This window comes from Streptomyces cacaoi, from assembly GCF_006539165.1.
Taxonomy (GTDB): domain Bacteria; phylum Actinomycetota; class Actinomycetes; order Streptomycetales; family Streptomycetaceae; genus Streptomyces; species Streptomyces cacaoi.
In genome coordinates, this window is record NZ_BJMM01000040.1 from 27,141 (window position 1) to 52,536 (window position 25,396).

Genomic DNA, 25,396 nt, shown 5'->3' on the forward strand with positions numbered 1-25,396 from the left:
ACGCGACCACGGGAGCCCCCTCTTGGCCATGCCGCCTACGTCCATGACGACCAAGCACCTCTTCGTCACGGGGGGTGTCGCCTCCTCGCTCGGCAAGGGCCTCACCGCCTCCAGCCTGGGCGCCCTGCTCAAGGCCAGGGGCCTGCGGGTCACCATGCAGAAGCTGGACCCCTACCTCAACGTCGACCCGGGCACGATGAATCCGTTCCAGCACGGTGAGGTGTTCGTCACCGACGACGGAGCCGAAACCGACCTGGATATCGGCCACTACGAGCGCTTCCTCGACGTCGACCTCGACGCCTCGGCCAACGTCACCACCGGGCAGGTCTACTCCTCGGTGATCGCCAAGGAGCGGCGCGGCGAGTACCTGGGCGACACCGTGCAGGTCATCCCGCACATCACCAACGAGATCAAGAGCCGCATCCGGCGCATGGCCACCGACGACGTGGACGTCGTCATCACCGAGGTCGGCGGCACCGTCGGCGACATCGAGTCGCTGCCCTTCCTGGAGGCCGTCCGCCAGGTGCGCCACGAAGTCGGCCGGGACAACGTCTTCGTCGTGCACATCTCGCTGCTGCCCTACATCGGCCCCTCCGGCGAACTGAAGACGAAGCCCACCCAGCACTCCGTCGCCGCGCTGCGCAACATCGGTATCCAGCCGGACGCCATCGTCCTGCGCGCCGACCGCGAAGTGCCCACCGCCATCAAGCAGAAGATCTCGCTGATGTGCGATGTGGACGACAACGCCGTCGCCGTCGCCAGGGACGCCAAGTCGATCTACGACATCCCCAAGGTGCTGCACACCGAGGGCCTCGACGCCTACGTCGTGCGCAAGCTGGACCTGCCCTTCCGCGACGTGGACTGGACGCAGTGGGACGACCTGCTGCGCCGGGTGCACGAGCCGGACCACGAGGTGCAGGTCGCGCTCGTCGGCAAGTACATCGATCTGCCCGACGCCTATCTGTCGGTCACCGAGGCGCTGCGCGCCGGCGGCTTCGCCAACCGGGCCCGGGTGAAGATCAAGTGGGTCACCTCCGACGACTGCCGCACCCCCGAGGGCGCCCGCGAACAGCTCGGTGACTGCGACGCCGTCTGCATCCCCGGCGGCTTCGGCGACCGCGGCGTCGACGGCAAGGTCTCGGCCATCACCTACGCCCGCGAGAACCGCATCCCGCTGCTGGGCCTGTGCCTGGGCCTCCAGTGCATCGTGATCGAGGGCGCGCGCAACCTGGCCGGCATCAAGGACGCCAACTCCACCGAGTTCGACGCCGCCACGGCGCACCCGGTCATCTCGACCATGGCCGAACAGCTGGAGATCGTCGCGGGCGAGGGCGACATGGGCGGCACCATGCGGCTGGGCATGTACCCCGCGAAGCTCGCCGAGGGCTCCCTCGTCCGCGAGACCTACGGCGGCGAGCCCGAGGTCGAGGAGCGCCACCGGCACCGCTACGAGGTCAACAACCACTACCGCGCCGAGCTGGAGAAGAAGGCCGGGCTGGTCTTCTCCGGCACCTCGCCCGACAACACGCTCGTCGAGTACGTGGAGTACCCGCGCGAGGTGCACCCGTTCCTGGTCGCCACGCAGGCACACCCCGAGCTGCGCTCCCGGCCCACGCGCCCGCACCCGCTCTTCGCCGGCCTGGTGAAGGCCGCCGTCGAGCGCCAGCTGGGCGCCGACGCCGGTGCCGCGGCCGACAGCGCGCCCGAAGGAGAGTGAGGATGTCCACGCGCATCTACGACGAGGCGCAGGAGTGGCAGGTCACCGCCTCCGAGACGCCGTTCACCGGTAACAAGACCGGGGTGCGTACCGACGACGTCGTCATGCCCGACGGCTCGGTCGCCCGCCGCGACTACCAGACGCACCCCGGCTCCGTCGCCGTCGTCGCGCTGGACGACCAGGACCGGGTGCTGGTGCTCAGCCAGTACCGCCACCCGGTGCGGCAGAAGCTGTGGGAGATCCCCGCCGGGCTGCTCGACGTCCCGGGCGAGAACCCGCTGCACGCCGCCCAGCGCGAGCTGTACGAAGAGGCGCATGTGAAGGCGGAGGACTGGCGCGTCCTCGTCGACGTCTACACCACGCCCGGCGGCAGCGACGAGGCCGTGCGGATCTTCCTCGCGCGGGAGCTGTCCGAGGCCGAGGGCGAGCGGTTCGCCGTCTCCGACGAGGAGGCGGACATGGAGCTGGCCCGCGTCCAGCTGGAGGAGATCGTGCGCGGCGCGCTCGCCGGCGAGCTGCACAACAACTCCCTGGTGGTGGGCTCGCTGGCGCTCAACGCGGCGATGCAGGGCGGTGGCGGCCTCAGCGCGCTGCGGCCCGCCGGCTCGCCCTGGCCCGCCCGCCCCTTCGAGGGCTGAGCCGGCCCTTCGTCCGGCCCCGGCGCCGGAGCGTGTGCACGCTGCACGCGCTCCGGCGCCTCCGTCCTGTCCGGCGTCCGCCTCGATCCGCTACGGGCGCCGCACGGTGAACTACGCTTCGGACGTCAGCACGCACAGGCGCAGGTGAACGGGAGCGTGGCCCGTGACGGAACAGGTGGTGCAGTCCGCAGGTAAGGGAGCCGGGACCCGCGCCCCCGGGCCGCCCCGCCCGCACTTCGCCGGCCGCGAGCGCGAACTGCGCGCCCTGGACGAGGACACCACCCGCGCCGGTCTGCACACCCTCTCCGGCCATCCGTCGCCGTACAGCCGGGTGCTGCTCGTCGCCGGTGCGCCCGGCTCCGGACGCACCACGCTGGCCGAGGAGTTCGTGCACCGCCTGTGCGCGCGCACGCCCGGGACGGTGCTGCGGGCCCGGCTGACCGACCCGGGCGGCACGGCCGTCCCCACCGAGCGGACCGCGCGCGATCTGCTGGCCGCCCTGGAGTCCTCCCGCACCCCGCAGGCCGGTGCCGACGAGGAGGCCCTGTCCGCCGCGCTGCGGGCCGAGTTGGCGGACCGCGCCGGGCGCGACGGCCGCCCCCTGGTGCTGCTGCTGGACGATGTCGCCCGCTCCCAGCAGGTGCTCGATCTGCTTCCCGAGAGCCGGGACTGCCTCGTCGTCGCCGTCTCCTCCGGCCCGCTGACCCAGGTGCCCGACGTCCGCCCCTGCACGCTCGGCGGGCTGGACCGGGCAGCCGCCGTCTCCCTGCTGGCCCGCCGGGCCGGTTCGGCGCCGCGGCTGACGGTCGACCCGCGCGGCGCCGAGACGCTGGCCGAACTGTGCGGTGACCTGCCGGCCGCGCTCGCGCTGGTCGGCGGTTGGTTCGGCGCCCGCCCCAAGCTGTCGGTGGCCGACGCCGTCGCACTCCTGCGGCAGGTGCCGGACACACCCGTCCCGCGCGGCCGGCCGGGGCCGTCGGCCGAGGCGGACGGTGCGGTGGACGCAGGGAACGCAACGGATGCAACGGACGCAGCGGGCACAGCGGATGCGGCGGACGCAGCGGACGCACCGGACGGGGAGCACGCGGCGGACGCCGAGGGCGCTGCCGGTGCGGTCGGCGTCGGCGACGTGGCGGACCCGGAGACGGACGCCGAGGACGAGCACCCGGCGCCGCCCGGACCGCCGGCGCCGTATCCGCCCGCGCCGCTCGTACGCGCCTTCCGGCTGGTCAACGGCTCGCTGACCGGCTCGCACGCCCGGCTGCTGAGGCTGCTCTCCCTGGCGCCCGCCGCCTCCGTCGACCCGCTCGGCGCCTCCGCCCTCGCCGGCTGCTCGGTGGCCGCCGCACACGCCGCGCTGGAGGAGTTCGTCCGCCTCGGTCTGCTGCGTGCGCTCGGCGGCTCGCGCTACGAGGTGCCCGGCTGCCTCGACCCGCTGCTGCGTGCCGAGCTGGAGGAGCACGAACGCCCGGACGAGGCGCTGCTGGCCAGGGCGCGGCTGCTGGAGCGCACGGTGCGCCGGCTGGAGGCGTGCCGCGCGGTGTGCGAACCGTCCGGCTCCCCGGCGCGCAAGCGGCTGGCCGGTATGCCGGGCGCGCTGCGTTTCGCGCACAGGACCGAGGCACGCACCTGGCTGGAGGCGCGGCGTCCCGAGCTGCTGGCGGCGGCCCGCGCCGCGGTCGCCGACAGCGAGGGCCGGCTGGACACCCTGGCCCGCCGGCTGGTCTCCGGGCTGGCCAGGGCGCTGGACGCGCACCGGGAACCCGAGGCAGCGGCCCCGGAGCTGTACCGGCTGCACGAACTGGTGCTGGACGTCGCCGAGCGCGGCGGGCTGCACCGGGAGCGGGCGGCGGCGCTGCTCTACCTCGGCGATCTCGACGCGGGCACCCGGCGCCTGGAGACGGCCCGTGCCCGCTACCGCACCGCGCTGGACTCGGCCCGCGCGGGCGACGACCCGGTGGCCGCCGGCCGCGCCCTGGAGTCGCTGGGCGGCACCTACGCGGAGCTGGGCGACTGGGAGCGGGCCGCCGACTGGTACGGCCGGGCGCTCGCCCTGCGGCTGACCCGCAGCACCCCCGCCGACCGGGAGGCGGTGGCGAGGCTGCACGCGCGGCTCGGCGCCGTACACGGACGGGCGGGCCGCCGGAGCGAGGCGCTGCGCGGCTGGAAGGCGGCGGCCGCGGCCTTCCGCAGGCTCGGGGACTCCGCCTCGCACGCCCGGGCGCTCTCGGAGGCGGCGCGGGTGCAGGAGGAGGCGGACCGCCCGCAGGACGCGGTACGGCTGTGCGGACAGGCGCTGGAGGCGGCCCGGCGCGCGGGGGACGTACGGCTCCAGGCCGCGTTGCGGATGCGGCTGGCGGACGGCTGCGAACGGCTGGGGGACCGGCGCGCGGCCCGCTCCAACCGCGCCGCGGGCCGCCGGCTGCTGGCCGCGCTCGGCGAGGACGGGACGGGGGACGGGACAGGGGAGGCGCCTGCGGCGGGGGATGCCGGGCCGGACGCGGCCGGGCGGTACCGGTCCGGCTGACGGCGGCACGGGTTCCGCTTGCACCGCGGGTAACCCCTCCGCCACCTACGAAACATATAGAGAAGGCGAAAAAGATCGACGCTTTGTAAGGCTGGACAGCTCAGGGTCCTTCATTAGACTGGTGAAGCCGTGGTCACCCCGGCTGTTGCAAGCATGCGCGCGACCCGGCCTCAACCCCCTTCCGCACCCCCTGAGTGAAGGACCGTGATCGACGTGAAGGTCGGTATCCCCCGCGAGGTCAAGAACAACGAGTTCCGTGTGGCCATCACCCCGGCCGGGGTGCACGAACTGGTCCGCAACGGACACCAGGTCCATGTGGAGCGCTCGGCCGGCGCCGGCTCCTCCATCCCGGACGAGGAGTACAGCGCCGCCGGCGCCGAGATCCTCCCCACGGCCGACGAGGTGTGGGCCGCCGCCGACCTGCTGCTGAAGGTCAAGGAGCCCGTCGCCGAGGAGTACCACCGGCTCCGCAAGGACCAGACGCTCTTCACCTACCTCCACCTCGCCGCCTCCCGCGAGTGCACCGACGCCCTGCTGAAGTCGGGCACCACGGCCATCGCCTACGAGACCGTCGAGCTGGCCAACCGCAGCCTGCCGCTGCTCGCCCCCATGTCGGAGGTCGCGGGCCGGATCGCCCCGCAGGTCGGCGCCTACCACCTGATGGCCTCGGCCGGCGGGCGCGGTGTGCTGCCCGGCGGGGTGCCCGGCGTGCACGCGGGCCGTGCCGTCGTCATCGGCGGTGGCGTCTCGGGGTGGAACGCCACACAGATCGCGGTGGGCCTCGGCTTCCACGTCACGCTGCTCGACAAGGACATCAACAAGCTCCGCGAGGCCGACCGCATCTTCGGCAACCGGGTGCGGACGGTCGCGTCCAACGCCTACGAGCTGGAGCGCGCGGTGCTCGACGCCGATCTGGTCGTGGGTGCCGTGCTGATCCCCGGTGCCAAGGCGCCGAAGCTGGTCGACAACGAGCTGGTCTCGCGCATGAAGCCGGGAAGTGTTCTTGTCGACATCGCGATCGACCAGGGCGGCTGCTTCGAGGACTCCCGTCCGACGACGCACGCGCAGCCGACCTTCGACGTCCACGACTCCGTCTTCTACTGCGTCGCGAACATGCCGGGCGCCGTGCCGAACACCTCCACGTACGCGCTGACCAACGCGACGCTGCCGTACATCGTCGAGGTCGCCAACCGTGGCTGGCGGGACGCGCTGCGCCGTGACCCCGCCCTGGCGAAGGGCCTCAACACCCATGACGGCGAGGTGACTTACGGCTCCGTCGGCGAGGCGCACGGGCTGCCGGTGCGCGACGTCGCGACGCTGCTGGGCTGAACGCCGGGCCGACCGGCGGCCGGTGCGCCGGTCAACCTCCGTACGCCAACGGGGAGAACAACGGGCAAAGCCGGGTGGGGCGTCGTATAACGGCGAATAAAGGGGCGAAACGGTGCCGACGGGCAGACGGCGCCGCCTCCTTCGCCCGCCGGGCGCTGTCAACGTCATCAACGTCACGTCACCGGCCGGACCTTGAGGCAGAGGTCCGGCCGGTGATGTGTGCGTGTGCGCCCGTCCGTAGCCTCAACTCGCCCCGTACGCAACCGTCCACCCGATTTGTGACACCGGGAAACGGCGCGAAGAACACCTGGGGCCTCTTGACATCCGGCCACTCGGTTACCGACACATCGTGCCGTCTCCGGCGGATTGTGTTGCTGCGGACCGCCGACACGCCATAGAGTCGCCAACCGTCGGCATGGTGTCACGCTGACCTGTCTAGAAATTTCCTGGTCACCAAGGAGGTAGGACGACTTGTGAATGAGTCGACATTTTCTCCCGGGGGTGGTCAACCAGGAGCGCCTGTGCGAGGCCAGGGGGCCTCGGGTCCCTTGGCGCCCGAGGGTGTCGGCTCCGTCGCTGTCCGCACCTTCGCAGCACACCAGAACCCGACCCCGAGCATGACAGCCCACCAGAGCATGGACGGCCACGACGTGAACGCCACGGCCGGCGACGCTGCGAACGGCCAGTCCGCCGAGCGATTCGCCGACTACACCGACCCCCAGTACGACCCCAACTACGGGGAACTGCCGGAGGGGCACTTCTACGACCCGGACGCGGAGTACGAGCCCGATCCGGAGTACGCCGCCACCCTCGCCCCCGACGCCGCCCGCCAGCGGCGCGAACGCATCGGCCCCACCGGGCGCCCGCTGCCGTACTTCCCGATCCCCGGACCGGTCAACGAGCACGGTCCGGCCAAGATCATCGCGATGTGCAACCAGAAGGGCGGGGTCGGCAAGACGACCTCGACCATCAACCTCGGTGCCGCGCTCGCCGAATACGGCCGCCGTGTCCTGCTCGTGGACTTCGACCCGCAGGGCGCGCTCTCCGTCGGCCTCGGCGTGAACCCGATGGAGCTGGACCTCACCGTCTACAACCTGCTGATGGAGCGCGGCCTCGCGCCCGACGAGGTGCTGCTCAAGACGGCGGTCGCGGGCATGGATCTGCTGCCGAGCAACATCGACCTGTCCGCCGCCGAGGTCCAGTTGGTCAGCGAGGTGGCCCGCGAGTCCACGCTCCAGCGTGCGCTGGGGCCGCTGATGAACGACTACGACTTCATCGTCATCGACTGCCAGCCCTCGCTCGGCCTGCTCACCGTGAACGCGCTCACCGCGGCGCACAAGGTGATCGTCCCGCTGGAGTGCGAGTTCTTCGCGCTGCGCGGTGTCGCGCTGCTCACCGAGACGATCGAGAAGGTGCAGGAGCGGCTCAACCCGGCGCTGGAGCTGGACGGCATCCTGGCCACCATGTACGACTCGCGCACCGTGCACAGCCGCGAGGTGCTCGCGCGGGTCGTGGAGGCGTTCGACGACAACGTCTACCACACCGTGATCGGGCGCACCGTCCGCTTCCCGGAGACGACGGTCGCGGGCGAGCCGATCACCACCTACGCGTCCAACTCCGTGGGCGCCGCCGCCTATCGCCAGCTCGCCAGGGAGGTGCTCGCCCGGTGCCACGCCGAGTGAGTCTGCCGGCAGCCGACGAACTGTTCCGTACCACCGGCGGGTCGGCCGTGCAGCCGTCCGCACCGCAGCAGGGGACCGCAGCACAGGGCGGCCAGGTGAACGGCGAGACCGCCGCGCCGGCCTCGTCCCGGACGAAGCCCAAGGTGCCCGCACCCTCGCCCGAGCCCGCCGCCGAGACGCCGGGCACCGAACACGCCTCCTCCGGCGGTGCGTCGGACGAGCCGGCCACCGGCGGTGAGCACGAGGGCCGGGAGCGGCGCCCCGCGCAGGACACCGAGCGGCAGGCCCCGCCCGCACAGCAGTCGCGTACGACCGCCGAGCGGTCGGCGGCCCGTGGCGGCGGCACCAAGAGCGGCCGCGCTGCCGCGAGTTCGGGCACCCGGCGCGGGCGGGCCAACCGCCGGCCCAGCGGGCGGGAACGCCACGACGAGAAGATCACGGTGTATGTCTCCGCCGAGGAGCTGATGGACCTCGAACACGCGCGGCTGGTGCTGCGCGGCGAGCACGGGCTGGCCGTCGACCGCGGCCGCATCGTGCGCGAGGCCGTCGCCGTCGTCCTGGCCGACCTCGAATCCCGCGGGGACGCGAGCATTCTCGTGAGGCGGTTGCGCGGGCGCTGAACGCCGTGCCAGTACGCTGCCTGCGATGTCCAGCCCCTCCGCTCCGCACGACTCCGACAGCGCCCGTGCGCCCGCGCCCCGGGCCCGCCGCCCGCTGGGCCGCGGGCCCGAACCGGAGCTTCCCGAGCCGGGATCCGGCGAGCGGGAGCTCCGGCCGGAGGTCCGTCCGGAGCCGGAGCCCGAGCCCCGGCAGGAGCGGGAGCCGGAGCCGGAGGCCCAGCGGGATCCGGAGGTTCGGCTTCAGCCCGAGCCGGAGACCCAGCCGGAAGCGGAGCCGGGGGTTCAGCCGCCGCCGGCGGATCGGCTTCCGTCCGAGCCGGAGGTTCAGGCTCCCCCGGAGGGCCGGCCCGAGCCCGAGGCCCGGCTTCAGCCGGAGCAGGAGCTCGGGTCTCCCCCGGAGGAGCGTGCGGAACCGGCCGAGGAGGAGGACGGGGCCGGGGCGGACGACGGGCGCTTCCGGGTCGTGCTGGACAACTTCGAGGGGCCCTTCGACCTTCTCCTCCAACTGATCTCCAAGCACAAGCTGGACGTCACCGAGGTCGCGCTCTCCAAGGTCACCGACGAGTTCATGGCGTACATCAGGGCCATGGGGCCGGAGGGCGACCTCGACCAGACCACCGAGTTCCTCGTGGTGGCCGCCACCCTGCTCGATCTGAAGGCCGCCCGCCTGCTGCCGCAGGCCGAGGTGGAGGACGAGGCGGACCTGGCGCTGCTGGAGGCCAGGGACCTGCTATTCGCCCGGCTGTTGCAGTACCGCGCGTACAAGGAGATCGCCGGCATCTTCGCGGCCCGGCTGGACGAAGAGGCCCGCCGGTACCCCCGTACCGTGGGGCTCGAACCGCACCACGCCGAGTTGCTCCCGGAGGTGGCGCTCAGCGTCGGCCCGGAGGGCTTCGCGAAGCTCGCGGTGAAGGCGATGCGGCCCAAGCCCAGGCCGCAGGTCTATGTCGAGCACATCCACGCCCCGCTGGTCAGCGTCCGCGAGCAGGCGGAGGTCGTCGTCGCGCTGCTGCGTGAGCGGGGCGAGGCCGCCTTCCAGGAGCTGACCGCCGACGCACCGGACACCCTCACCGTCGTCGCGCGCTTCCTGGCGCTGCTGGAGCTGTACCGGGAGCGGGCGGTGGCGCTGGAGCAGGAGGAGGCGCTGGGGGCGCTGCTGGTGCGGTGGTGCGGCAGCGGTGACGGGGCGCCGGTGGTGACCGACGAGTTCGACCAGGAGCCGGGTGCGGAGCGGCAACGCGCGGGGAGAGAAGCGGATGAGTGAGACGACCTACGGCGAGGACCGCCTGGACGGCGAGGGCCGTACGGACAGCGGGAGCCGTGCGGACGGGGTGGGCCCCGTGGACTACGAGGTGCAGGAGGCGGCGGCCGAGGCGGGCCCGGGCGCGCGGTCGGCGCAGTCGCCCGCGGGAGCCCTCGGCGTCGCGGAGCTGGAGCTTCGGCCCGCGCTGGAGGCGGTGCTGATGGTCGTCGACGAGCCCGTCACGGCCGAGCATCTGGCGAAGGTGCTGGAGCGGCGTCCGCGCGAGGTCTCGGACGCGCTGCGCGAGCTGGCGGACGCCTACACCCGCGAGGGCCGGGGCTTCGAGCTGCGGCTGGTGGCCGGCGGCTGGCGCTTCTCCACGCGCGCCGAGTACGCCGACGCCGTCGAGCGGTTCGTCCTGGACGGCCAGCAGGCCCGGCTGACCCAGGCCGCGCTGGAGACGCTCGCGGTGGTGGCCTACCGGCAGCCGGTCAGCCGCTCCCGCGTCTCGGCGGTGCGCGGGGTGAACTGTGACGGCGTGATGCGCACCCTGCTCCAGCGCGGTCTGGTGGAGGAGGCGGGCACGGAACCCGAGACAGGTGCGATCCTTTACAGGACGACGCATTACTTTCTGGAGCGGATGGGCCTGCGCGGCCTGGACGAGCTTCCGGAACTGGCCCCCTTCCTGCCGGAGGCGGAGGCTGTCGAGGGGGAGACCCAGGAGAGCATGCCGTCGTTCGACGTAGACGACCTTTCCAGCGACTCCCAGACGGAACTTTGATGCGAAGCAGCGGCAGGAACACCGGCGGACAGCGAGGCGGCAAGCAGGGCGGCCCCAAGGGGCGCCAGCAGGCCCGGCAGCAGCGGTCGGGCAGGCCCCGTCCCGAGGAGCGCCGCTACGACCAGTCCGGCGCGGGCGGCCGGGGCGACCAGCCGGCCGGCCGCCCGGGCGGGTCCCGGCCCGGGGCCAAGGGCCCGGGCAAGGGGGCGGCCAAGGCGGCCAAGAACGTCACCAAGGGCGCGGGGCGGCCCCCGGCCAAGAGCGCCGAGAAGGGCGGGCGGCCCGCCGCCCGGGGCGCCGACAAGGCCGCGGGACGGCCCGCTGCCGGGCGGCCCGCCGCCGGGGGCGGCGAGAAGGGCGGCAACCGGAACGTCACCAAGTACGTGACCAGGTCCGGGGCGCCCAAGTCCCGCTCCCGCAAGCCCTCGGCGCCCGCGCGGCCGCGCGAGTACGAGGCGCAGATCGAGGAGCGGAACAGGGCCCGGCACACCCGGCCGGCCGCCAAGCTGCCCAAGACGTTCGGTGAGCAGGAGGGCGAGCGGCTGCAAAAGGTGCTGGCCCGGGCCGGCATGGGCTCGCGCCGCTCGTGCGAGGAGCTGATCGACCGGGCCAGGGTCGAGGTGAACGGGAAGATCGTGCGGGAGCAGGGGCTGCGCGTCGACCCGGCGAAGGACGAGATCAAGGTGGACGGGCTGACGATCGCCACCCAGTCGTACCTCTTCTTCGCGCTGAACAAGCCGGCCGGTGTCGTGGCGTCCATGGAGGACCCCGAGGGCCGCCAGTGCCTCGGCGACTACGTCCAGAACCGGGAGACCCGCCTCTTCCACGTGGGCCGGCTCGACACCGAGACCGAGGGCGTCATCCTGCTCACCAACCACGGCGAGCTGGCCCACCGGCTCACACACCCCCGCTACGGCGTCACCAAGACGTATCTGGCGGCCATCGAGGGCCCGTTGCCGCGCGATCTCGGCAAGCGCCTCAAGGAGGGCGTCCGGCTCGACGACGGGTACGCACGGGCCGACCACTTCAAGGTCGTCGAGAACACCGGCAAGAACTATCTGGTGGAGGTCTCGCTGCACGAGGGCCGCAAGCACATCGTGCGGCGGATGCTCGCCGAGGCCGGGTTCCCCGTGGACAAGCTGGTGCGCACCCGCTTCGGCCCGATCGCGCTCGGCGACCAGAAGTCGGGCTGGCTGCGCCGGCTGACCAACACCGAGGTCGGCATGCTGATGAAGGAGGTCGGGCTCTAGGCCCGGAGGTTCTGCGGTCCGGCGGCGGCCGGTCCGGGGCGGTGGTCCCCGGGCCGGCCGCCGCGTACGTTCCGGGGCGTTCCCGGGCGGGGTGGTCAGGACCACAGCGCCAGGGAGAGCGCCCGGCCCTCGCTGTCGCGGCGCACCTCCAGCATCCCGGCGACGGCGGACCGGTTGACGCGGCCGTGGATCTGCGGGGCGGGGTCCCAGCGGACGCGGGCGTCCAGCCGGTGCTCGTCGATCATCAGCGCCATCACGGGGCCGACCGTCTCCCGGAACCGGCGGTCCGCCACCTTCAGCGCCTGCTCCTCGTCGGCCGCGCACGGGATGAAGCCGCCCTCGGCCGGTCTGCGGGGCACATACGGGCGGTCGGGAGCCAGCAGCCAGTCGTCCAGCGGGACCACGTGGTAGATCATGACTCCCTTGTACCGCCTCACCGCGCGGGCACCCGGCACATCCGCGCGAGCCCGCGCCCGCCCCGGGGTGCGGGCGCCGGGGCGGGCTCCGAGCGGATCCCGGCCCGGGGAGTCCGGCCCCGGCTCCGTCCGTATCCTGGTGCCCCTACCTGAACAGCTGCCGGACGGAGCCGCCCCGGCGCCCTGACGGTGTTCCCGACAGCGTTCCCGACAGCCCCTGCCGGAGCGCTGCCGGAGCGCTGTCGGCGCCCTCCCGGCGTTCCGCCCGCAGCTTCCGCCGCACCCGCAAGGACTCCGCACGACCATGCGCACCGCACTCGTCCTCGGCACGGGACTCATCGGCACCTCCGCCGCGCTCGCCCTCTCCGCCCGCGGCGTCCGGGTCCACCTCGGCGACCGGGACCCGGAGCGGGTGCGTACCGCCGCCTCGCTGGGCGCCGGCACCGAGGGCGAGCCGGAGGGGACGGTGGATCTGGCCGTCGTCGCCGTACCGCCCGCCCATATCGCCTCGGCCGTCGCAGAGGTGCAGCGGCGGGGGCTGGCGCGCGGTGTCATCGACGTCGGCAGCGTCAAGGGCGGGCCCGCCCGGGAGCTGGCCCGGCTGGGCGGGGACCCGGCGAGCTATCTGGGCAGCCACCCGATGGCCGGCAGCGAGAAGTCCGGGCCGCTGGCCGCCTCGGCCGATCTGTTCGAGGGCCGCCCCTGGGTGCTCACGCCCGTGGGGGCCGGGTCGCAGGGAGGCCGAGGCACCGACACCGAGGTCCTCAACCTGGCCCTGGAGCTGATCGCGCTGTGCGGCGCCGTGCCCGTCGTGATGGAGGCCGACGCGCACGACCGCGCCGTCGCGCTGGTCTCCCACATGCCGCAGCTGCTCTCCAGCATGGTGGCGGCCCGGCTGGAGAGCGCCGACGAGACAGCGGTGCGGCTGTGCGGCCAGGGCATCCGGGACGTGACGCGGATCGCGGCCTCCGATCCGGGGATGTGGGTGGACATCCTGTCGGCCAACCCCGGGCCGGTGGCCGACATCCTCGCGGCGCTCGCCCGGGATCTGGAGGGGACCGTCGGCGCGCTGCGCTCGCTGGAGTCCGCGCAGGAGGGCGAGCGGTCCGCGGGGGCCGCCGGCGTCGAGGAGCTGCTGCGGCGCGGGAACGCGGGGCGGGTCCGGGTGCCGGGCAAGCACGGCCAGGCGCCCGCCGTGTACGAGTCGGTGATAGTGATGATCAGCGACCGCCCCGGGGAGCTGGCGCGGATCTTCGCGGACGCCGGGGCGGCCGGGGTCAACATCGAGGACGTCCGTATCGAGCACGCCACCGGTCAGCAGGCCGGATATGTGCAGCTCATGGTGGAGCCGGGCGCGGTACGGGCGCTGGAGCGGGAGCTGCGCGAGCGCGGCTGGGCGATGCGCGCGGCCTGATCCCGGGCCCGCGCGGGGGCGGGACCGACGTGCGGCACGGGCCTGTCCCGGCAGCCGGTAGCCTTGAGCGGGGCCCCGGGCGGGCCCCGGCCCCTCCCTGCGCGCCGTGCGCCGCGAACCCGGATCCACGAAAGGTGCTCCCCACCGTGTCTGCAACCCCGGCAGCAGTGATTGTCGCCATCGACGGCCCCTCCGGCACGGGCAAGTCGAGCACGTCCAAGGCCGTGGCGGCCCAGCTCGGGCTGCGGTACCTGGACACGGGCGCCCAGTACCGGGCGATCACCTGGTGGATGCTCAACAACGGTGTGGACGTGAGCGATCCCGAGCGCATCGCGGCTCAGGCCGACCGTCCGGTGATCGTCTCCGGCACCGATCCGCAGGCCCCGGCCATCTCCGTGGACGGTGCCGACGCCGCGGGCCCGATCCGTACCCAGGAGGTCACCTCGGCGGTGAGCGCCGTCAGCGCGGTGCCGCAGGTGCGCGCCCGGATCACCGAGCTCCAGCGGAGCATCGCAGCCGAGGCCCGGGGCGGCATCGTCGTCGAGGGCCGGGACATCGGCACGACGGTGCTGCCGGACGCGGACCTCAAGGTGTTCCTGACCGCCTCGCCCGAGGCGCGGGCGGCCCGCCGCTCCGGGGAGCTGAAGGGCAAGGACGCCACCGGCCTGGCCGCCACCCAGCAGGCGCTGACGGAGCGTGACAAGGCCGACTCCAGCCGTAAGACGTCCCCGCTGAAGAAGGCGGACGACGCCGTGGAGGTCGACACCACCGAGCTGACGCTGGAGCAGGTCGTCGAGTGCGTCGTGACCCTGGTCGAGAAGGCGTCGGCCGAGAAGGCCGGGCGGATGGAGAAGGCGGCACGGTGACCGGCAGTACCGGCCCGCTCCCCTCGGAGCGGGGTGCGGCGACCGGGCGCCGCATCGGCATCGGACTCATGTACGGCCTGTTCCGGCCGCGGGTGCTCGGCGCCTGGCGGATGCCCGCCTCGGGCCCGGTGATCCTCGCGGTCAACCACACCCACAACGTCGACGGACCCATGCTGATGGGGACGGCGCCGCGCCCCGTGCACTTCCTGATCAAGCGGGAGGCGTTCGTCGGGCCGCTCGGCCGGTTCCTGCGCGGCATCGGCCAGCTGGAGGTGGACCGCGGCAGCGCCGACCGTGCCGCGATCCTGCGTGCGCTGGGCGTGCTGGAGCGCGGCGGTGTGCTCGGCATCTTCCCCGAGGGCACCCGTGGCGAGGGCGACTTCGCCTCGCTGCGCGCGGGCCTGGCCTACTTCGCGGTCCGCGCGGGCGCACCGGTGGTGCCGGTCGCGGTGCTGGGCAGCGCGGACCGCCCGGGCCGGCTGATAAAGGGCCTGCCGCCGCTGCGGTCCCGGGTGGACGTCGTCTTCGGCGATCCGCTCACGGTCGGCGACGGCAGCGGGCGCCGCACCCGGAAGGCGCTGGACGAGGCGACGACGGAGCTCCAGCGGGGCCTTGCCGCACACTTGACCGAGGCCAGACGGCTCACCGGCCGCTGACCGCCCCGGCCACCGGTTCTCTGCCGGACCCGAGGCCCGAAACCCGGCGCACGCCCGGCGCACGCGCAGCGAACGCCGAGCACACGCCAACGAACGCGACGAACGAGGACGAGACGTCATGAACGACCAGATGCACCCCGCCGGGGACGGCCACGAGCACGGTGAGCTGGGCGACGCCGAGTTCGCCGAGTTCATGGAGCTGGCCGAGGAGGAGGGCTTCGACGCGGAGGAGGTCGAGGGCGCCCTGGACGCCGCCGGCCACGGGCCGCTGCCCGTCCTGGCGGTCGTCGGCCGTCCCAACGTCGGCAAGTCGACGCTGGTGAACCGGATCATCGGCCGCCGCGAGGCCGTCGTCGAGGACCGTCCCGGCGTCACCCGGGACCGGGTGACCTACGAGGCCGAGTGGGCCGGCCGGCGCTTCAAGGTCGTGGACACCGGCGGCTGGGAGCAGGACGTGCTCGGCATCGACGCCTCCGTGGCGGCGCAGGCCGAGTTCGCGGTGGAGGCGGCGGACGCGGTCGTCTTCGTCGTCGACGCGCAGGTCGGCGCCACCGACACCGACGAGGCCGTCGTGAAGCTGCTGCGCCGGGCCGGCAAGCCGGTCGTGCTGTGCGCCAACAAGGTCGACGGCCCCTCGGGCGAGGCCGACGCCGCCTATCTGTGGTCCCTGGGCCTGGGCGAGCCCCACCCGGTCTCGGCCCTGCACGGCCGCGGCACCGGGGACATGCTGGACGAGGTGCTCAAGGCCCTGCCGGAGGCGCCCGAGCAGACCTTCGGCGGTGCGCCGGGCGGCCCCCGCCGGGTGGCGCTCATCGGGCGTCCCAACGTCGGCAAGTCCTCGATGCTCAACAAGGTGGCGGGGGAGACCCGCGTGGTGGTCGACGACCTCGCCGGCACCACCCGCGACCCGGTCGACGAGCTGATCGAACTCGGCGGCCGCACCTGGAAGTTCGTCGACACGGCGGGCATCCGGCGGCGCGTCCACATGGCCGAGGGCGCCGACTACTACGCCTCGCTGCGTACCGCGGCCGCCCTGGAGAAGGCCGAGGTCGCCGTGGTGCTCCTGGATGTGAGCGAGTCGATCAGCGTCCAGGACCAGCGCATCATCACGATGGCCGTCGAGTCCGGCCGTGCGCTGGTGCTGGCCTACAACAAGTGGGACACGCTGGACGAGGAGCGCCGCTACTACCTGGAGCGGGAGATCGAGCGGGAGCTCCAGCAGGTGCGCTGGGCCCCGCGCGTCAATGTCTCGGCGCGCACCGGCCGGCACATGGAGAAGCTCGTCCCGGCGATCGAGACGGCGCTGGCGGGCTGGGAGACGCGGGTGCCGACCGGCAAGCTGAACGCCTTCCTCGGCGAGATCGTGGCCTCGCACCCGCACCCGGTGCGCGGCGGCAAGCAGCCGCGCATCCTCTTCGGCACCCAGGCGGGCACGAAGCCGCCGCGGTTCGTGCTGTTCGCCTCGGGCTTCCTGGAGGCGGGCTACCGGCGGTTCGTCGAGCGGCGGCTGCGTGAGGAGTTCGGCTTCGAGGGCACGCCCGTGCAGATCTCGGTGCGGGTGCGGGAGAAGCGCGGCAGGAAGAAGTGAGCCGGGCGGCCGGGCCGCGGCGTCGGCGCCCGTGGTGGCGGCGCCGGCGGTGACGGGCCCGGCTCAGTGCCTGCCGTGTCCGTCGCGGGGCGCGGGGGGCAGCGCGGGGACGTGCCAGGCGGGGATCTGCCAGGAGCCGACCACGGAGAGGTGGTCGTCCATGGGGTGGGCCGGGCCGCCGTGGCCGACGCCGAAGCCGACGAAGCGCAGATCCTCCTCGCCCGTGCGGTCCCCGGGGAGCGCACGGAAGAGCCGGCGGTACTCCGCGTACAGCGAGTCGTAGATCGGGGTGGCCGAGCCGTGGGAGGAGCCGCCGCGCGGCGGTCGCATACCGGGGATCTGCCCCTGGTTGAGGTGGGCGTTGTGGGCGCGGGAGGAATCGTAAGGCTGCACGTCTGCCCAACGAACCAGCCGCGCACCGGATGCGGGCCCGTGCGCCGGTTGACCTGATCGCACGGGCCGCACCGGCGAGTTGAGCGGTTCGCCGGGCAGGGGGCCCACCGGCCGCGGCCGGATCAGGTGCCGGCCAGCGGCATCGCGGCGGCGACCAGCACACCGCCCGCGGCGGCCTTCTCCAGCGCGTCCCGCAGCAGATCCTCGCGCGGCTGCTGGCCGATCGAACCGGCGGGCGCCGCGTACACCATGACGGTGTGGTGCCGGGAGGCCGCCTGCCGCCAGCCGTCGGTGACGACGAGCGGCTGGTGCGCCTGCCACCAGGCCACCGGCTGGGAGCCGGGCGCGGTGGGCGGCTGGAGGATCGCGTGCAGCTGCCCCATGGCCATCAGCACGGACCAGCCGGTGACCGGGGACGGCTGCCGGGACACATCGGTGACCGGCATGAAGCCCTGCTCGATGAGCAGCGGCAGGAAGTCGTCGCCGGGGCCGTCCGAGCCGGGGCGCGCGATGGGGCCGGTGGGCTCGACGACCACGGCGGCCTGGAGGCTGTCGCCGATGAGGACCTGCCCGCAGGTGACGCCGAGCACGGCCTGGCGGGGTCCGGGTTCCGCCGGGGTGTGGCCGGCGGGCGCGTGGGTCTGCTGCGCGGGCACGGGCTGCGGCTGCTGCGGTTCCGTCGCGGTGATCGTGCGGACGGCGCCCTGGAGTTGGTCCTCGGAGACGGTGACGACCTGGGACGGGATGCAGGCGGCGTGCGCGAAGGCGAGCACGGCCGTCTCCTCGCCGACGAACAGCACGGTGCTGGTGCGTTCCTGGTGGGTGTTGCCGGGGGTGCGGCACGAGGTGCAGTCGTAGGGGCCGGGGGCGTTCTCACCGGCGAGCAGCCGCTCGGCCTCCTCGTCGCCGATCTCGGCGCGCACGGCGTCGCTGACGTCGAGGTAGGGCGGCAGGGGAGGGACGGAAGGGGTGGAGGAGGTGGAGGACACGGACACGCAAGGCTCCTGGCTTTCGGTTCCTGTTCGTGTGGACAACGGAGGAGTTGTGGTCACGGTCACGCGGGGGCGGGCAGGGGCATTCCGCACCGTGTACGGGGTGTGACCAGGAGCGAGAAAGTTCTCACGCTCCGTCAATAAAGGGGCGTGCGGCGGAAGTTGGATCCCGTGAGGTGGGCCACAGAGCGCGCGCTCGACGCACGGCGTTGTCCTGACATAGGCCGTTATGAGGGGTGTCCTGAAAGTGCGGTTATAGCGAGTAACCGGCAACTGGCCTGGAAGGACGGGGATTCGGTTGAAAGCCGGGCGAGCCGCTTCCTAGATTCCCCGGCGGTGCACAGCGCACCACCCGGGACAGGCGGAGCGGGGCACGGCGCCGGACGCGCAGCGTGACCCGTCCGCACGGGGGAGAACGAACGGGGGCTCCCGGGAGCGTGGAGAGGGTTTCCTTTGTCCGATCGATCCGACCGATCCGACCGGTCCACCCGGTCCAGCCGTCGTACGGCAGCGGTGCTCGCGGGCGCCGGCCTCGTCGCTCCGCTCGCGCTGCTCGCTGCCACGGCTCCGACGGCCTCGGCCGCTTCGAGTGACGTGTGGGACCGCATCGCCCGGTGCGAGAGCGGTGGCGACTGGCACATCAACACCGGCAACGGCTTCTACGGCGGGCTCCAGTTCACCGCCTCCACCTGGCGTGCGCACGGCGGTGCGGCCTATGCGCCGACCGCCGACAAGGCGAGCAGGGAGCAGCAGATCGCCGTCGCCACCAAGGTGCAGGCCGCGCAGGGCTGGGGTGCCTGGCCCAACTGCTCGGTGCAGGCGGGCGCCTCGGGTACGCCCCAGCCGGCCGCCGAGCCCGCGCCGCAGTCCTCCGGGCAGCCGGACGGGGCGCGGACACCGGGCGGCGACGAGCGGCCTGCGCCGCGAGCCGACCGGGACGGGGGCCGCGGGACGGGCGACTACACCGTCCGCAGCGGTGACACGCTCGGCGCGATCGCCGATGCGCACGGCACCGGCTGGCGTGCGCTCTACGCGGCCAACAAGCAGGTGATCGGCGACGATCCCGATCTTCTGCTGCCGGGGCAGCGGCTACAGCTCGGCTGAGCCGCCGCCGAGGCGGCCTCGGGTCCCGTCCGCGGCGCACCGCATCGGTGTGCCGGGGGCGGGGCCCTTGCTGTGTGCGCGTGTGCGTGTGCGTGTGCGCGTGTGCGCCCTCCCGTGGGGTTCCGCGCTCTTCCCCGGGGTGTACGGAGGTTCCTGGGGCGGGCGGGCGTCCGTGGGGTGGCCAGAACGGAACGGCTCGCGGACTTATTCCCGCTCAGTCATCACAATTGTGAAACTCTTCAGAACTCTTCTGAAACAAGATGCGCACGACACCCAACCCTCCCCGGTCGATAAGGGTCTACGTAGGTGACAGGCGGACAGAGGGGGACTGACCGCAAGGACCCGCGGGACTCCGTGAAACTCGGGGAAAAATGCACATTTCGTTTCTGCTTCACAACGGGTACGCCATCGGGGGAACCGTCCGTACCACCTACAACCTGGCGCGCTGCCTGGCCGAGCAGCACGACGTCGAGGTCGTCTCCGTCTTCCGGACGCGGGAGCGGCCCGTCTTCGATCCGGGACCGGGCGTACGGTTGCGCCACCTTGTGGACACCCGTGGTATGCGGGCGCCGACCGACATCGCGCCCGAACACGCCCTGCCCGCACAGGTCTTCCCCCGTGCCGACGGCAAGTACCCGATGTACAGCGAGCTGACCGACCGCCTCATCGGGGAACACCTGGCCACCACCGACGCCGACGTCGTCATCGGCACCCGGCCCGGCCTCAACATCCACCTGGCCCGCCAGACCCGGCGCGGCCCGGCCCGGCTCGGCCAGGAACACCTCACCCTGGCCACGCACTCGCGCCGGCTCAAGCTGGTGCTGCGGGCCGCCTATCCCAAGCTCGACGCGCTGACCACCGTCACCGAGGCGGACGCCCGCGACTACCGGCGGCTGTTCCGGCTCCCCGGCGTGCACGTCGAGTCCGTGCCCAACAGCGTGCCGGAGCCGGACGTCAGCCCCTCGGACGGCACCAGCAAGTGGGTCGTCGCCGCCGGCCGGCTCGCCCCGGCCAAGCGGTACGACCTGCTCATACGGGCCTTCTCCCAGGTCGTCGCCGAGCGTCCGGACTGGCGGCTGCGGATATACGGCGGCGGGCGCGAGCACGACAAGCTCCGTGCCCTCATCGACGAACGGAAGCTCTACAACCACGTCTTCCTGATGGGGCCCACGCACCCGATCGAGCCCGAGTGGGCCAAGGGCTCCATCGGCGCCGTCACCTCCAGCCTGGAGTCGTTCGGCATGACCATCGTCGAGGCCATGCGCTGCGGACTGCCCGTGGTCGCGACCGACTGCCCGCACGGCCCCGCCGAGATCATCCGGTCCGGCGTCGACGGCACCCTCGTCCCGACGGGCAACGAGAACGCCGTCGCCTCGGCCCTGCTCACGCTCATCAACGACGACGAGCTGCGCCGGCGCATGGGCCGCGCCGCGCTCGCCGACGCCGCGCGCTTCGACCCCGCACACGTGGGCGCCCGGTACGAGTCGCTGATGCAGGAGCTGACGGGCCGGACCGGGCGCGGTCTGCACCGCACCCGCGGCTCGCTGCTCAGCGGCGCGTACGCCGTCAAGGACGCACTCAGGAACACCGCACACGGAGCTCTCCAGTCAGGACGGACAGCATGAGCGGCATCACCGGGACCCCCGTGGCCACACAGCCGGCCGCATCGAGCACCACCGCACCGCACCGGCCCCGAAAGGAGCCCCGCATCTCCACCGCCTCCCAGGACCGCCGCGGGCCCACCGCCGACTGCACCGCGGACATCGCCGGCGGGCTCACCTTCGACGTCCGGCTCTCCGACGACGCCGCGGCCGGGCAGGAGTCCCCCGGCCTGCTGCTGCGCCGGCGCCCGGACCTCTCCGGCGAGACGGAGGAGATACGGCTGCCCCTCGCCCCCGTCGAGGACGCCCGGCCCGCGCGCGAGGGCACCGGCCTCGTCCTGCGTGCCGCGCTGCCCAGCACCGTGCAGATGACCGAGGGGCGCTGGAACGTCTTCCTCGCCCTGGAGGGCCAGGAGCCGCGCCGGCTCGCCCCGGGCCTCAACGATCTGCGCTCGCTGGTCGACCGCACACCGCGCGAGGGACGCACCTGGCTGGGGGTGCGTATCCCGTACGCCACCAAGCACGGCAATCTCAGCGTCCGCGCCTGGCAGCGCTGGCCGCACGCCGAGGCCGGCACCCTGCGGGTGGTCGACAACGGCCTCGTGCTCAACGGCCGGCTGCACGGCGCCCGGCTCGACACCGGCGCCCGGCTGGAGGCCCGGCCCCGGCGCGCCGGCGGTGCCGCCGGGACGGTGCACGTCGAGGTCGCCGTCGACGGCGAGGAGTTCACGGCCGAGCTGCCGTATCCACCGCTGGCCGCGCACCGGCTGTGGGACCTGTGGCTGCGCCCGGCCGAGGGCGTCGACGCGGTACGGGTCGCCAGGATCCTGGACGACATCCCGGACAAGAAGCGGATATTCACCTACCCCGCCCAGCGCATCGAGCTGCCGCCCGGTGCCGAGGAGCCGGAGCCGTGCACGGCGACGCCGTACTACACGCTCAACAACGATCTGGCCGTACGCGTCGACCCCGTGTCCGCGTGAGCGCGAACCCGGCGTCGCTCCGAGACGCCGGGAGGCGCCGGCCCACGGTGCGACGAGATGCGGACGGCCCGCCAATTCCCTCGCGTACCGGGTGCCCGGGGCGGTGCATCACGGACGGTCCGGCAGATCCCCGCAGTTGGCGCACCGCGGCCGGAAACAGACGGATGTTCAGCCGTTGTTACGGCTCTCTTAAGGCGGCCTTGAGGGGGAATTCGGGCGGCGCCGGTATTCTGCCGCGCATTTCGTCGCCGGGCCCGCCGAGGGGGAATTCACGGGCCCGGGGGAAATCCGTCCGACCGTCGAATTCACGCCGTCCGGAAGCCACGGAAGAGTGAGGCCCGGGTCGTGCGTCGTGCACCGAGCGTTGTGACACAAGTGTGACGGGGCTGCCGTACGCCCCGGACACCGGGATGCGACGGGCGCAACCGCACCGCGGTGGAACTGCCGCGGGCCTGCGGCAGGAGCGCGGCGGACGCCAGGGTGTGCGAGCCGTGCCGGCCCCGGACGGCGCGGCTTCCGGCGGTGCGGAGCCGCGGCCTACGGTGGGGCGCATGGCACCCGAATCCCCCGAAGGACAGAGCGAACAGGACGAGCCCGCGCGCTATGTGGGGCTCGCGGCGGACGACGCCGAACAGCGCGCCCGCGAGCAGGGATGGCACACCGTGCGCCGGCTCGCACCGGACGCGGTGATCACCATGGAGTACGTGGCAGGCCGGCTGAACCTCGCGGTCGACGCGGGTGAGGTCGTGCGCTGCTGGAAGGGCTGAACCCGGCGGTCACGGCCGCCGGGGCCGCTCCCGGCGGCCCGCCGCACGGCGGGCGCGGAGGGCACGGCTCCCGGCCGTCCCGCGGCCGGTCGGTCCCGTGGCCGGAGCGGAAGGCCCGGTGGCGGACCCGGTGGCGGACGGCCCGGCCGGACGGGCCGCTCGCTGACGGGCCGTTCAGTACCGGGAGCTGGGGGCCCACGTGTGCCGGGAGGCCGAGCCGGTGGCGCGGGAGACGACCGTGTCACCGGACGTCCGCGCCTCGTCCGGTGTGCGCTGCGCCGGGGGATACGCGGCGCCGGAGGCCGTCCTCTCGGGGCTCGCCGAGCGCGGGGGAACGAGCGGATGCCGGGAGGAGGCCGTCGTCCCGGCGGGCTTGGGGGCGAGCAACGAGCCCTCGGTGGTGAACCGTTCACGCAGCGCGAAGATGAAGGCTTCGGAGCGTGCGATGGCCGGCTCGCACCACGGCAGCCCCAGCAGGATGAGCAACCCCGCTGCCCAGCCCAGCAGTACGTCGCTGACCCAGTGCGTACCCAGATAGACGGTGGTGGCCCCGACGCCGAGCGCGAAGACGCCGGAGACGATCGACAGCACCCGGCGGGCCCGCGGCGTGGTGGCCAGATAGGCGAGAATCCCCCAGGTCACCACGGCGTTGGCGGTGTGACCCGAAGGGAATATATCGCCGCCGGCGAAGAGCTCGGCCGAGCCGACCTCCGTCGCGTAGTGCGGCCCGAGCCGCCCCAGGCCGATCTTGACGGCGCCGACCGTGGCGTTGAGCAGCAGGAGCGAGAACCCCAGTGCCAGCAGCGGGCGCAGGGTGCGCTGACGCCAGGAGCGCCAGCCCAGCCAGGCGGCCACCAGCACCGCCGTGGGGCCTCGTTGCCCGAGAACGACGAACATGTCCAGGAAGCCGTGGATGTCGGGCCACTGCTTGTACGGACGGAAGAGCATGACCTGCCAGTCGAGCCGCACGAGCCAGCTCGTGCCCAGGACAGCGACCACGATCGCCACATAGAAGGCGACCGTGACGCCGAACAGGCCGAGCCGCGTTCGGCTCATCCGCGGGGGCGGGAGGCACGGGCGGTGCGGCTCCTGCTCCAGCCGGGAGAAGATTCGGTCGGTACGCACCCAATCGAGATTACCGCGCGTGAAGACCGCGTCCGTCGATGGCGCCGTCTTCGTGATGGCGATGTGATGTACAAATGCACTTCCGGCGCCCGCGACCGGTGTTTATCACGACCGATTCCGCACCGGAAGTCCACACCGTCATTGCGCTCATTGCGGCGGTTGCCGGGGCCGCCCGGATAACGCCGTCCCAACGGCGGTCTCCCTACCGCGGTGCGGCGACTCGTCCGAAAGGCCGTCCCGGTGCGCGAGACGATTTCCCCATTTCCGTGCCGTTGTTGGCCGCCGCCGCGTATTCCGGCCCCCGGAGGCGCGGGACGCGGGTGGTGAACATCACGGCGGGCCCGAGCCGTTCAGCCACCAGGCGCCGTACACCGCCGAGGCCACCGCCAGCGCGCCGAGCACGATCCCGGCGCGCAGCGGGGAGCGGCGGGCGAGCGCGGCCGCGGGCGGCAGCAGCAGCGGGAAGGCCGGCAGCAGCAGGCGCGGCTTGGAGCCGAAATAGCCCTTGGCGCACAGCGCCAGCACCACCACGACGCCCATGTACACCAGCAACTCCGCGGGCTGCCGCTGTCGTACGCACAGCACGCACAGCCAGATCACCAGTGCCACCCCGGCGAGCAGACCCAGCCCGCCGATCACCGAACCGGTCAGGTTCTGCCAGATGAAGCCCGCGAAGGCCCAGCCGCCGTCGAAGCCGTTGCCCCACTGCCCCTGGACGTCCAGATAGCCGGTGACGCTGCCGGTGCGCACCCCGACCCAGGCGACGTAGCCGAACCAGCCCAGCGGGGCGAGCAGCAGTCCCGCGACCGTGCGCCACCCCGGCCGGTTCCGGGTGCGGCGCCACTCCCACAGGGCCGAGATCCACAGCGCGGCGACGACGGCCGCGCCCACCGGGCGGGTCAGTCCGGAGAGGGCGGCCAGCGTCCCGGCCCACACCCAGCGGCCGTTCATCCGTGCCCACAGCGCCCAAGCGGCGAGCGCGGTGAACAGCGCCTCGCTGTACGCCATCGACTGCACGATGCCGACCGGCACGGCCGCCCACAGCACGGCCAGGCAGATCCCGGCCCGGCGTCCGCCGAGCCGCTCCCCGACGAGGAAGAGCGCCCAGGCCGCGCCGAGCGAGGCGATCCAGCCGGCCGCGGCTCCGGCCTCGCCCGGGGAGAGCGGCAGCAGCTCCGAGCCGGCCCGCTCCAGCGCGGGCAGCAGCGGGAAGAAGGCCATGTCCGAGTGGACCGTGCCATCCGGCAGCCGGACCGACCAGCCGTACCAGCCCTCGGCGACCCGTGCGTACCAGAGCGAGTCCCACCGGGCCGTCAGCAGCTGGTGTGCGCTCTTCCCGGCTGCCGCGCTCCAGACGGCCAGCACCACCAGCCCGAGCGCCCGCACCCCGGCGTACGCCAGCAGCGCGGGCGCGGCCCGGCGCCAGGCCGGCCGGCCGGTGTCCGCGGGGGACGGCGGGCCGGGGTCGGTCGCGGGGGGCGCGTCGTGGGGCGAGGCGGAGCCGGTCATCCGGCCGATTATTGGGCACCGGACCGGCCCCGGGACAAGCGGGGCGAGCCCCTCCGCCGAAGTCCGGGAGGTATCGGACATATGGCCGGTGAACTGCGCTTCCGTGTGACGGGGCCGGGCCGGACGCCCCGACGACTCGCGTACGCTAGCGCCCACTCGCCCCCTGTGAACCGGGCCGAACACCGCTCCGGCCGC

Annotated in this window: 22 protein-coding genes; 17 read left to right on the forward strand and 5 right to left on the reverse strand. The window is 73.4% G+C overall.

The features are described 5' to 3' along the window. The first annotated feature begins 28 nt into the window (after positions 1 to 28). The 9 genes from pyrG (at position 29) to SCA03_RS27350 (ending at position 11,787) form a co-directional block, all read left to right on the forward strand. Positions 29 to 1,717, forward strand: a complete 1,689-nt coding sequence (pyrG, locus tag SCA03_RS27310) for a CTP synthase (RefSeq protein WP_030876548.1) — start codon at positions 29 to 31, stop codon at positions 1,715 to 1,717. A 2-nt stretch (positions 1,718 to 1,719) separates the two neighbouring features. Then, entirely contained in the window at positions 1,720 to 2,355 is a 636-nt protein-coding gene (locus SCA03_RS27315; protein ID WP_030876551.1) for an NUDIX domain-containing protein, read from the forward strand. A 163-nt stretch (positions 2,356 to 2,518) separates the two neighbouring features. Beyond that, positions 2,519 to 4,882 (forward strand): tetratricopeptide repeat protein, encoded by a 2,364-nt coding sequence (locus SCA03_RS27320; protein WP_086813949.1) that lies wholly within the window; start codon positions 2,519 to 2,521, stop codon positions 4,880 to 4,882. A 213-nt stretch (positions 4,883 to 5,095) separates the two neighbouring features. Further along, on the forward strand, positions 5,096 to 6,211 hold the full coding sequence (ald, locus tag SCA03_RS27325; protein ID WP_037865649.1) for an alanine dehydrogenase: 1,116 nt from the start codon (positions 5,096 to 5,098) through the stop codon (positions 6,209 to 6,211). 617 nt (positions 6,212 to 6,828) lie between these two features. Beyond that, a complete protein-coding gene (locus SCA03_RS27330) occupies positions 6,829 to 7,893 on the forward strand; it encodes a ParA family protein (protein WP_230988938.1) in 1,065 nt (354 codons plus the stop codon). Then, complete coding sequence (locus tag SCA03_RS27335; RefSeq protein ID WP_030893462.1) at positions 7,878 to 8,513, forward strand: hypothetical protein; 636 nt, start codon at positions 7,878 to 7,880, stop codon at positions 8,511 to 8,513. Before SCA03_RS27330 ends, SCA03_RS27335 begins: the two co-directional genes overlap by 16 nt. Before the next feature lie 25 nt (positions 8,514 to 8,538). Beyond that, entirely contained in the window at positions 8,539 to 9,777 is a 1,239-nt protein-coding gene (locus SCA03_RS27340) for a segregation/condensation protein A (RefSeq protein WP_086813947.1), read from the forward strand. Continuing rightward, a complete protein-coding gene (gene scpB / locus SCA03_RS27345) occupies positions 9,770 to 10,537 on the forward strand; it encodes an SMC-Scp complex subunit ScpB (RefSeq protein WP_230988939.1) in 768 nt (255 codons plus the stop codon). The genes SCA03_RS27340 and scpB overlap by 8 nt, the downstream gene beginning before the upstream one ends. After that, on the forward strand, positions 10,537 to 11,787 hold the full coding sequence (locus tag SCA03_RS27350; RefSeq protein WP_086813946.1) for a pseudouridine synthase: 1,251 nt from the start codon (positions 10,537 to 10,539) through the stop codon (positions 11,785 to 11,787). Before scpB ends, SCA03_RS27350 begins: the two co-directional genes overlap by 1 nt. A 95-nt stretch (positions 11,788 to 11,882) precedes the next feature. Here the strand turns inward: SCA03_RS27350 and SCA03_RS27355 are convergent, their stop codons facing one another. Continuing rightward, complete coding sequence (locus tag SCA03_RS27355) at positions 11,883 to 12,203, reverse strand: DUF952 domain-containing protein (RefSeq protein ID WP_030876574.1); 321 nt, start codon at positions 12,201 to 12,203, stop codon at positions 11,883 to 11,885. Positions 12,204 to 12,507: 304 nt separating this feature from the next. On the opposite strand from SCA03_RS27355, the gene SCA03_RS27360 reads away from it, so the two are divergent. The 4 genes from SCA03_RS27360 to der all read left to right on the forward strand — a co-directional run bounded on the left by SCA03_RS27360 (position 12,508) and on the right by der (position 16,727). Beyond that, complete coding sequence (locus SCA03_RS27360; RefSeq protein ID WP_086813944.1) at positions 12,508 to 13,617, forward strand: prephenate dehydrogenase; 1,110 nt, start codon at positions 12,508 to 12,510, stop codon at positions 13,615 to 13,617. 146 nt (positions 13,618 to 13,763) lie between these two features. Then, positions 13,764 to 14,483 carry a (d)CMP kinase gene (gene cmk, locus SCA03_RS27365; protein ID WP_230988940.1) on the forward strand — a complete coding sequence of 240 codons (720 nt, stop codon included), beginning with the start codon at positions 13,764 to 13,766 and terminating at the stop codon, positions 14,481 to 14,483. Between the two features lie 68 nt (positions 14,484 to 14,551). Further along, entirely contained in the window at positions 14,552 to 15,139 is a 588-nt protein-coding gene (locus tag SCA03_RS27370) for a lysophospholipid acyltransferase family protein (RefSeq protein ID WP_086813953.1), read from the forward strand. A gap of 118 nt (positions 15,140 to 15,257) precedes the next feature. Beyond that, positions 15,258 to 16,727 carry a ribosome biogenesis GTPase Der gene (der, locus tag SCA03_RS27375; protein ID WP_030893468.1) on the forward strand — a complete coding sequence of 490 codons (1,470 nt, stop codon included), beginning with the start codon at positions 15,258 to 15,260 and terminating at the stop codon, positions 16,725 to 16,727. Positions 16,728 to 16,790: 63 nt separating this feature from the next. Here the strand turns inward: der and SCA03_RS27380 are convergent, their stop codons facing one another. Both SCA03_RS27380 and SCA03_RS27385 read right to left on the reverse strand, forming a co-directional pair. Then, positions 16,791 to 17,120 carry a hypothetical protein gene (locus SCA03_RS27380; protein ID WP_030876589.1) on the reverse strand — a complete coding sequence of 110 codons (330 nt, stop codon included), beginning with the start codon at positions 17,118 to 17,120 and terminating at the stop codon, positions 16,791 to 16,793. 122 nt (positions 17,121 to 17,242) lie between these two features. Further along, positions 17,243 to 18,073, reverse strand: coding sequence for a DUF8842 C-terminal domain-containing protein (locus tag SCA03_RS27385; protein ID WP_086813951.1), 831 nt, complete (start codon positions 18,071 to 18,073; stop codon positions 17,243 to 17,245). A 492-nt stretch (positions 18,074 to 18,565) separates the two neighbouring features. On the opposite strand from SCA03_RS27385, the gene SCA03_RS27390 reads away from it, so the two are divergent. The 4 genes from SCA03_RS27390 (at position 18,566) to SCA03_RS27405 (ending at position 22,567) form a co-directional block, all read left to right on the forward strand. Beyond that, a complete protein-coding gene (locus tag SCA03_RS27390; RefSeq protein WP_141275717.1) occupies positions 18,566 to 19,216 on the forward strand; it encodes a LysM peptidoglycan-binding domain-containing protein in 651 nt (216 codons plus the stop codon). Between the two features lie 371 nt (positions 19,217 to 19,587). After that, positions 19,588 to 20,841, forward strand: a complete 1,254-nt coding sequence (locus SCA03_RS27395; RefSeq protein ID WP_030876597.1) for a glycosyltransferase family 4 protein — start codon at positions 19,588 to 19,590, stop codon at positions 20,839 to 20,841. Further along, positions 20,838 to 21,800, forward strand: coding sequence for a hypothetical protein (locus SCA03_RS27400; RefSeq protein ID WP_030876598.1), 963 nt, complete (start codon positions 20,838 to 20,840; stop codon positions 21,798 to 21,800). The genes SCA03_RS27395 and SCA03_RS27400 overlap by 4 nt, the downstream gene beginning before the upstream one ends. 551 nt (positions 21,801 to 22,351) lie before the next feature. Further along, entirely contained in the window at positions 22,352 to 22,567 is a 216-nt protein-coding gene (locus SCA03_RS27405; RefSeq protein WP_030876601.1) for an I78 family peptidase inhibitor, read from the forward strand. Positions 22,568 to 22,741: 174 nt separating this feature from the next. On the opposite strand, the gene SCA03_RS27410 is transcribed toward SCA03_RS27405, so the two are convergent. Continuing rightward, positions 22,742 to 23,692: a phosphatase PAP2 family protein gene (locus SCA03_RS27410; RefSeq protein ID WP_107429158.1), complete on the reverse strand. Its 951-nt coding sequence runs from the start codon at positions 23,690 to 23,692 to the stop codon at positions 22,742 to 22,744. A gap of 330 nt (positions 23,693 to 24,022) precedes the next feature. After that, the gene (locus SCA03_RS27415; RefSeq protein WP_030876609.1) at positions 24,023 to 25,201 is read right to left on the reverse strand and encodes a putative hexosyltransferase; all 1,179 of its coding nucleotides are present in this window, start codon (positions 25,199 to 25,201) and stop codon (positions 24,023 to 24,025) included. Between the last annotated feature and the right edge of the window lie 195 nt (positions 25,202 to 25,396).

Excerpts from the sequence above, each read along its gene's own strand:
- SCA03_RS27360 (WP_086813944.1), top strand. The coding sequence starts at position 12,508 with ATGCGCACCGCACTCGTCCTCGGCACGGGACTCATCGGCACCTCCGCC.
- SCA03_RS27350 (WP_086813946.1), top strand. The coding sequence starts at position 10,537 with ATGCGAAGCAGCGGCAGGAACACCGGCGGACAGCGAGGCGGCAAGCAG.
- scpB (WP_230988939.1), top strand. The coding sequence starts at position 9,770 with ATGAGTGAGACGACCTACGGCGAGGACCGCCTGGACGGCGAGGGCCGT.
- der (WP_030893468.1), top strand. The coding sequence starts at position 15,258 with ATGAACGACCAGATGCACCCCGCCGGGGACGGCCACGAGCACGGTGAG.
- SCA03_RS27405 (WP_030876601.1), top strand. The coding sequence starts at position 22,352 with ATGGCACCCGAATCCCCCGAAGGACAGAGCGAACAGGACGAGCCCGCG.
- SCA03_RS27415 (WP_030876609.1), bottom strand. The coding sequence starts at position 25,201 with ATGACCGGCTCCGCCTCGCCCCACGACGCGCCCCCCGCGACCGACCCC.
- SCA03_RS27400 (WP_030876598.1), top strand. The coding sequence starts at position 20,838 with ATGAGCGGCATCACCGGGACCCCCGTGGCCACACAGCCGGCCGCATCG.
- SCA03_RS27355 (WP_030876574.1), bottom strand. The coding sequence starts at position 12,203 with ATGATCTACCACGTGGTCCCGCTGGACGACTGGCTGCTGGCTCCCGAC.
- pyrG (WP_030876548.1), top strand. The coding sequence starts at position 29 with ATGCCGCCTACGTCCATGACGACCAAGCACCTCTTCGTCACGGGGGGT.
- SCA03_RS27370 (WP_086813953.1), top strand. The coding sequence starts at position 14,552 with ATGTACGGCCTGTTCCGGCCGCGGGTGCTCGGCGCCTGGCGGATGCCC.
- SCA03_RS27330 (WP_230988938.1), top strand. The coding sequence starts at position 6,829 with ATGACAGCCCACCAGAGCATGGACGGCCACGACGTGAACGCCACGGCC.
- SCA03_RS27315 (WP_030876551.1), top strand. The coding sequence starts at position 1,720 with ATGTCCACGCGCATCTACGACGAGGCGCAGGAGTGGCAGGTCACCGCC.
- SCA03_RS27340 (WP_086813947.1), top strand. The coding sequence starts at position 8,539 with ATGTCCAGCCCCTCCGCTCCGCACGACTCCGACAGCGCCCGTGCGCCC.
- SCA03_RS27395 (WP_030876597.1), top strand. The coding sequence starts at position 19,588 with ATGCACATTTCGTTTCTGCTTCACAACGGGTACGCCATCGGGGGAACC.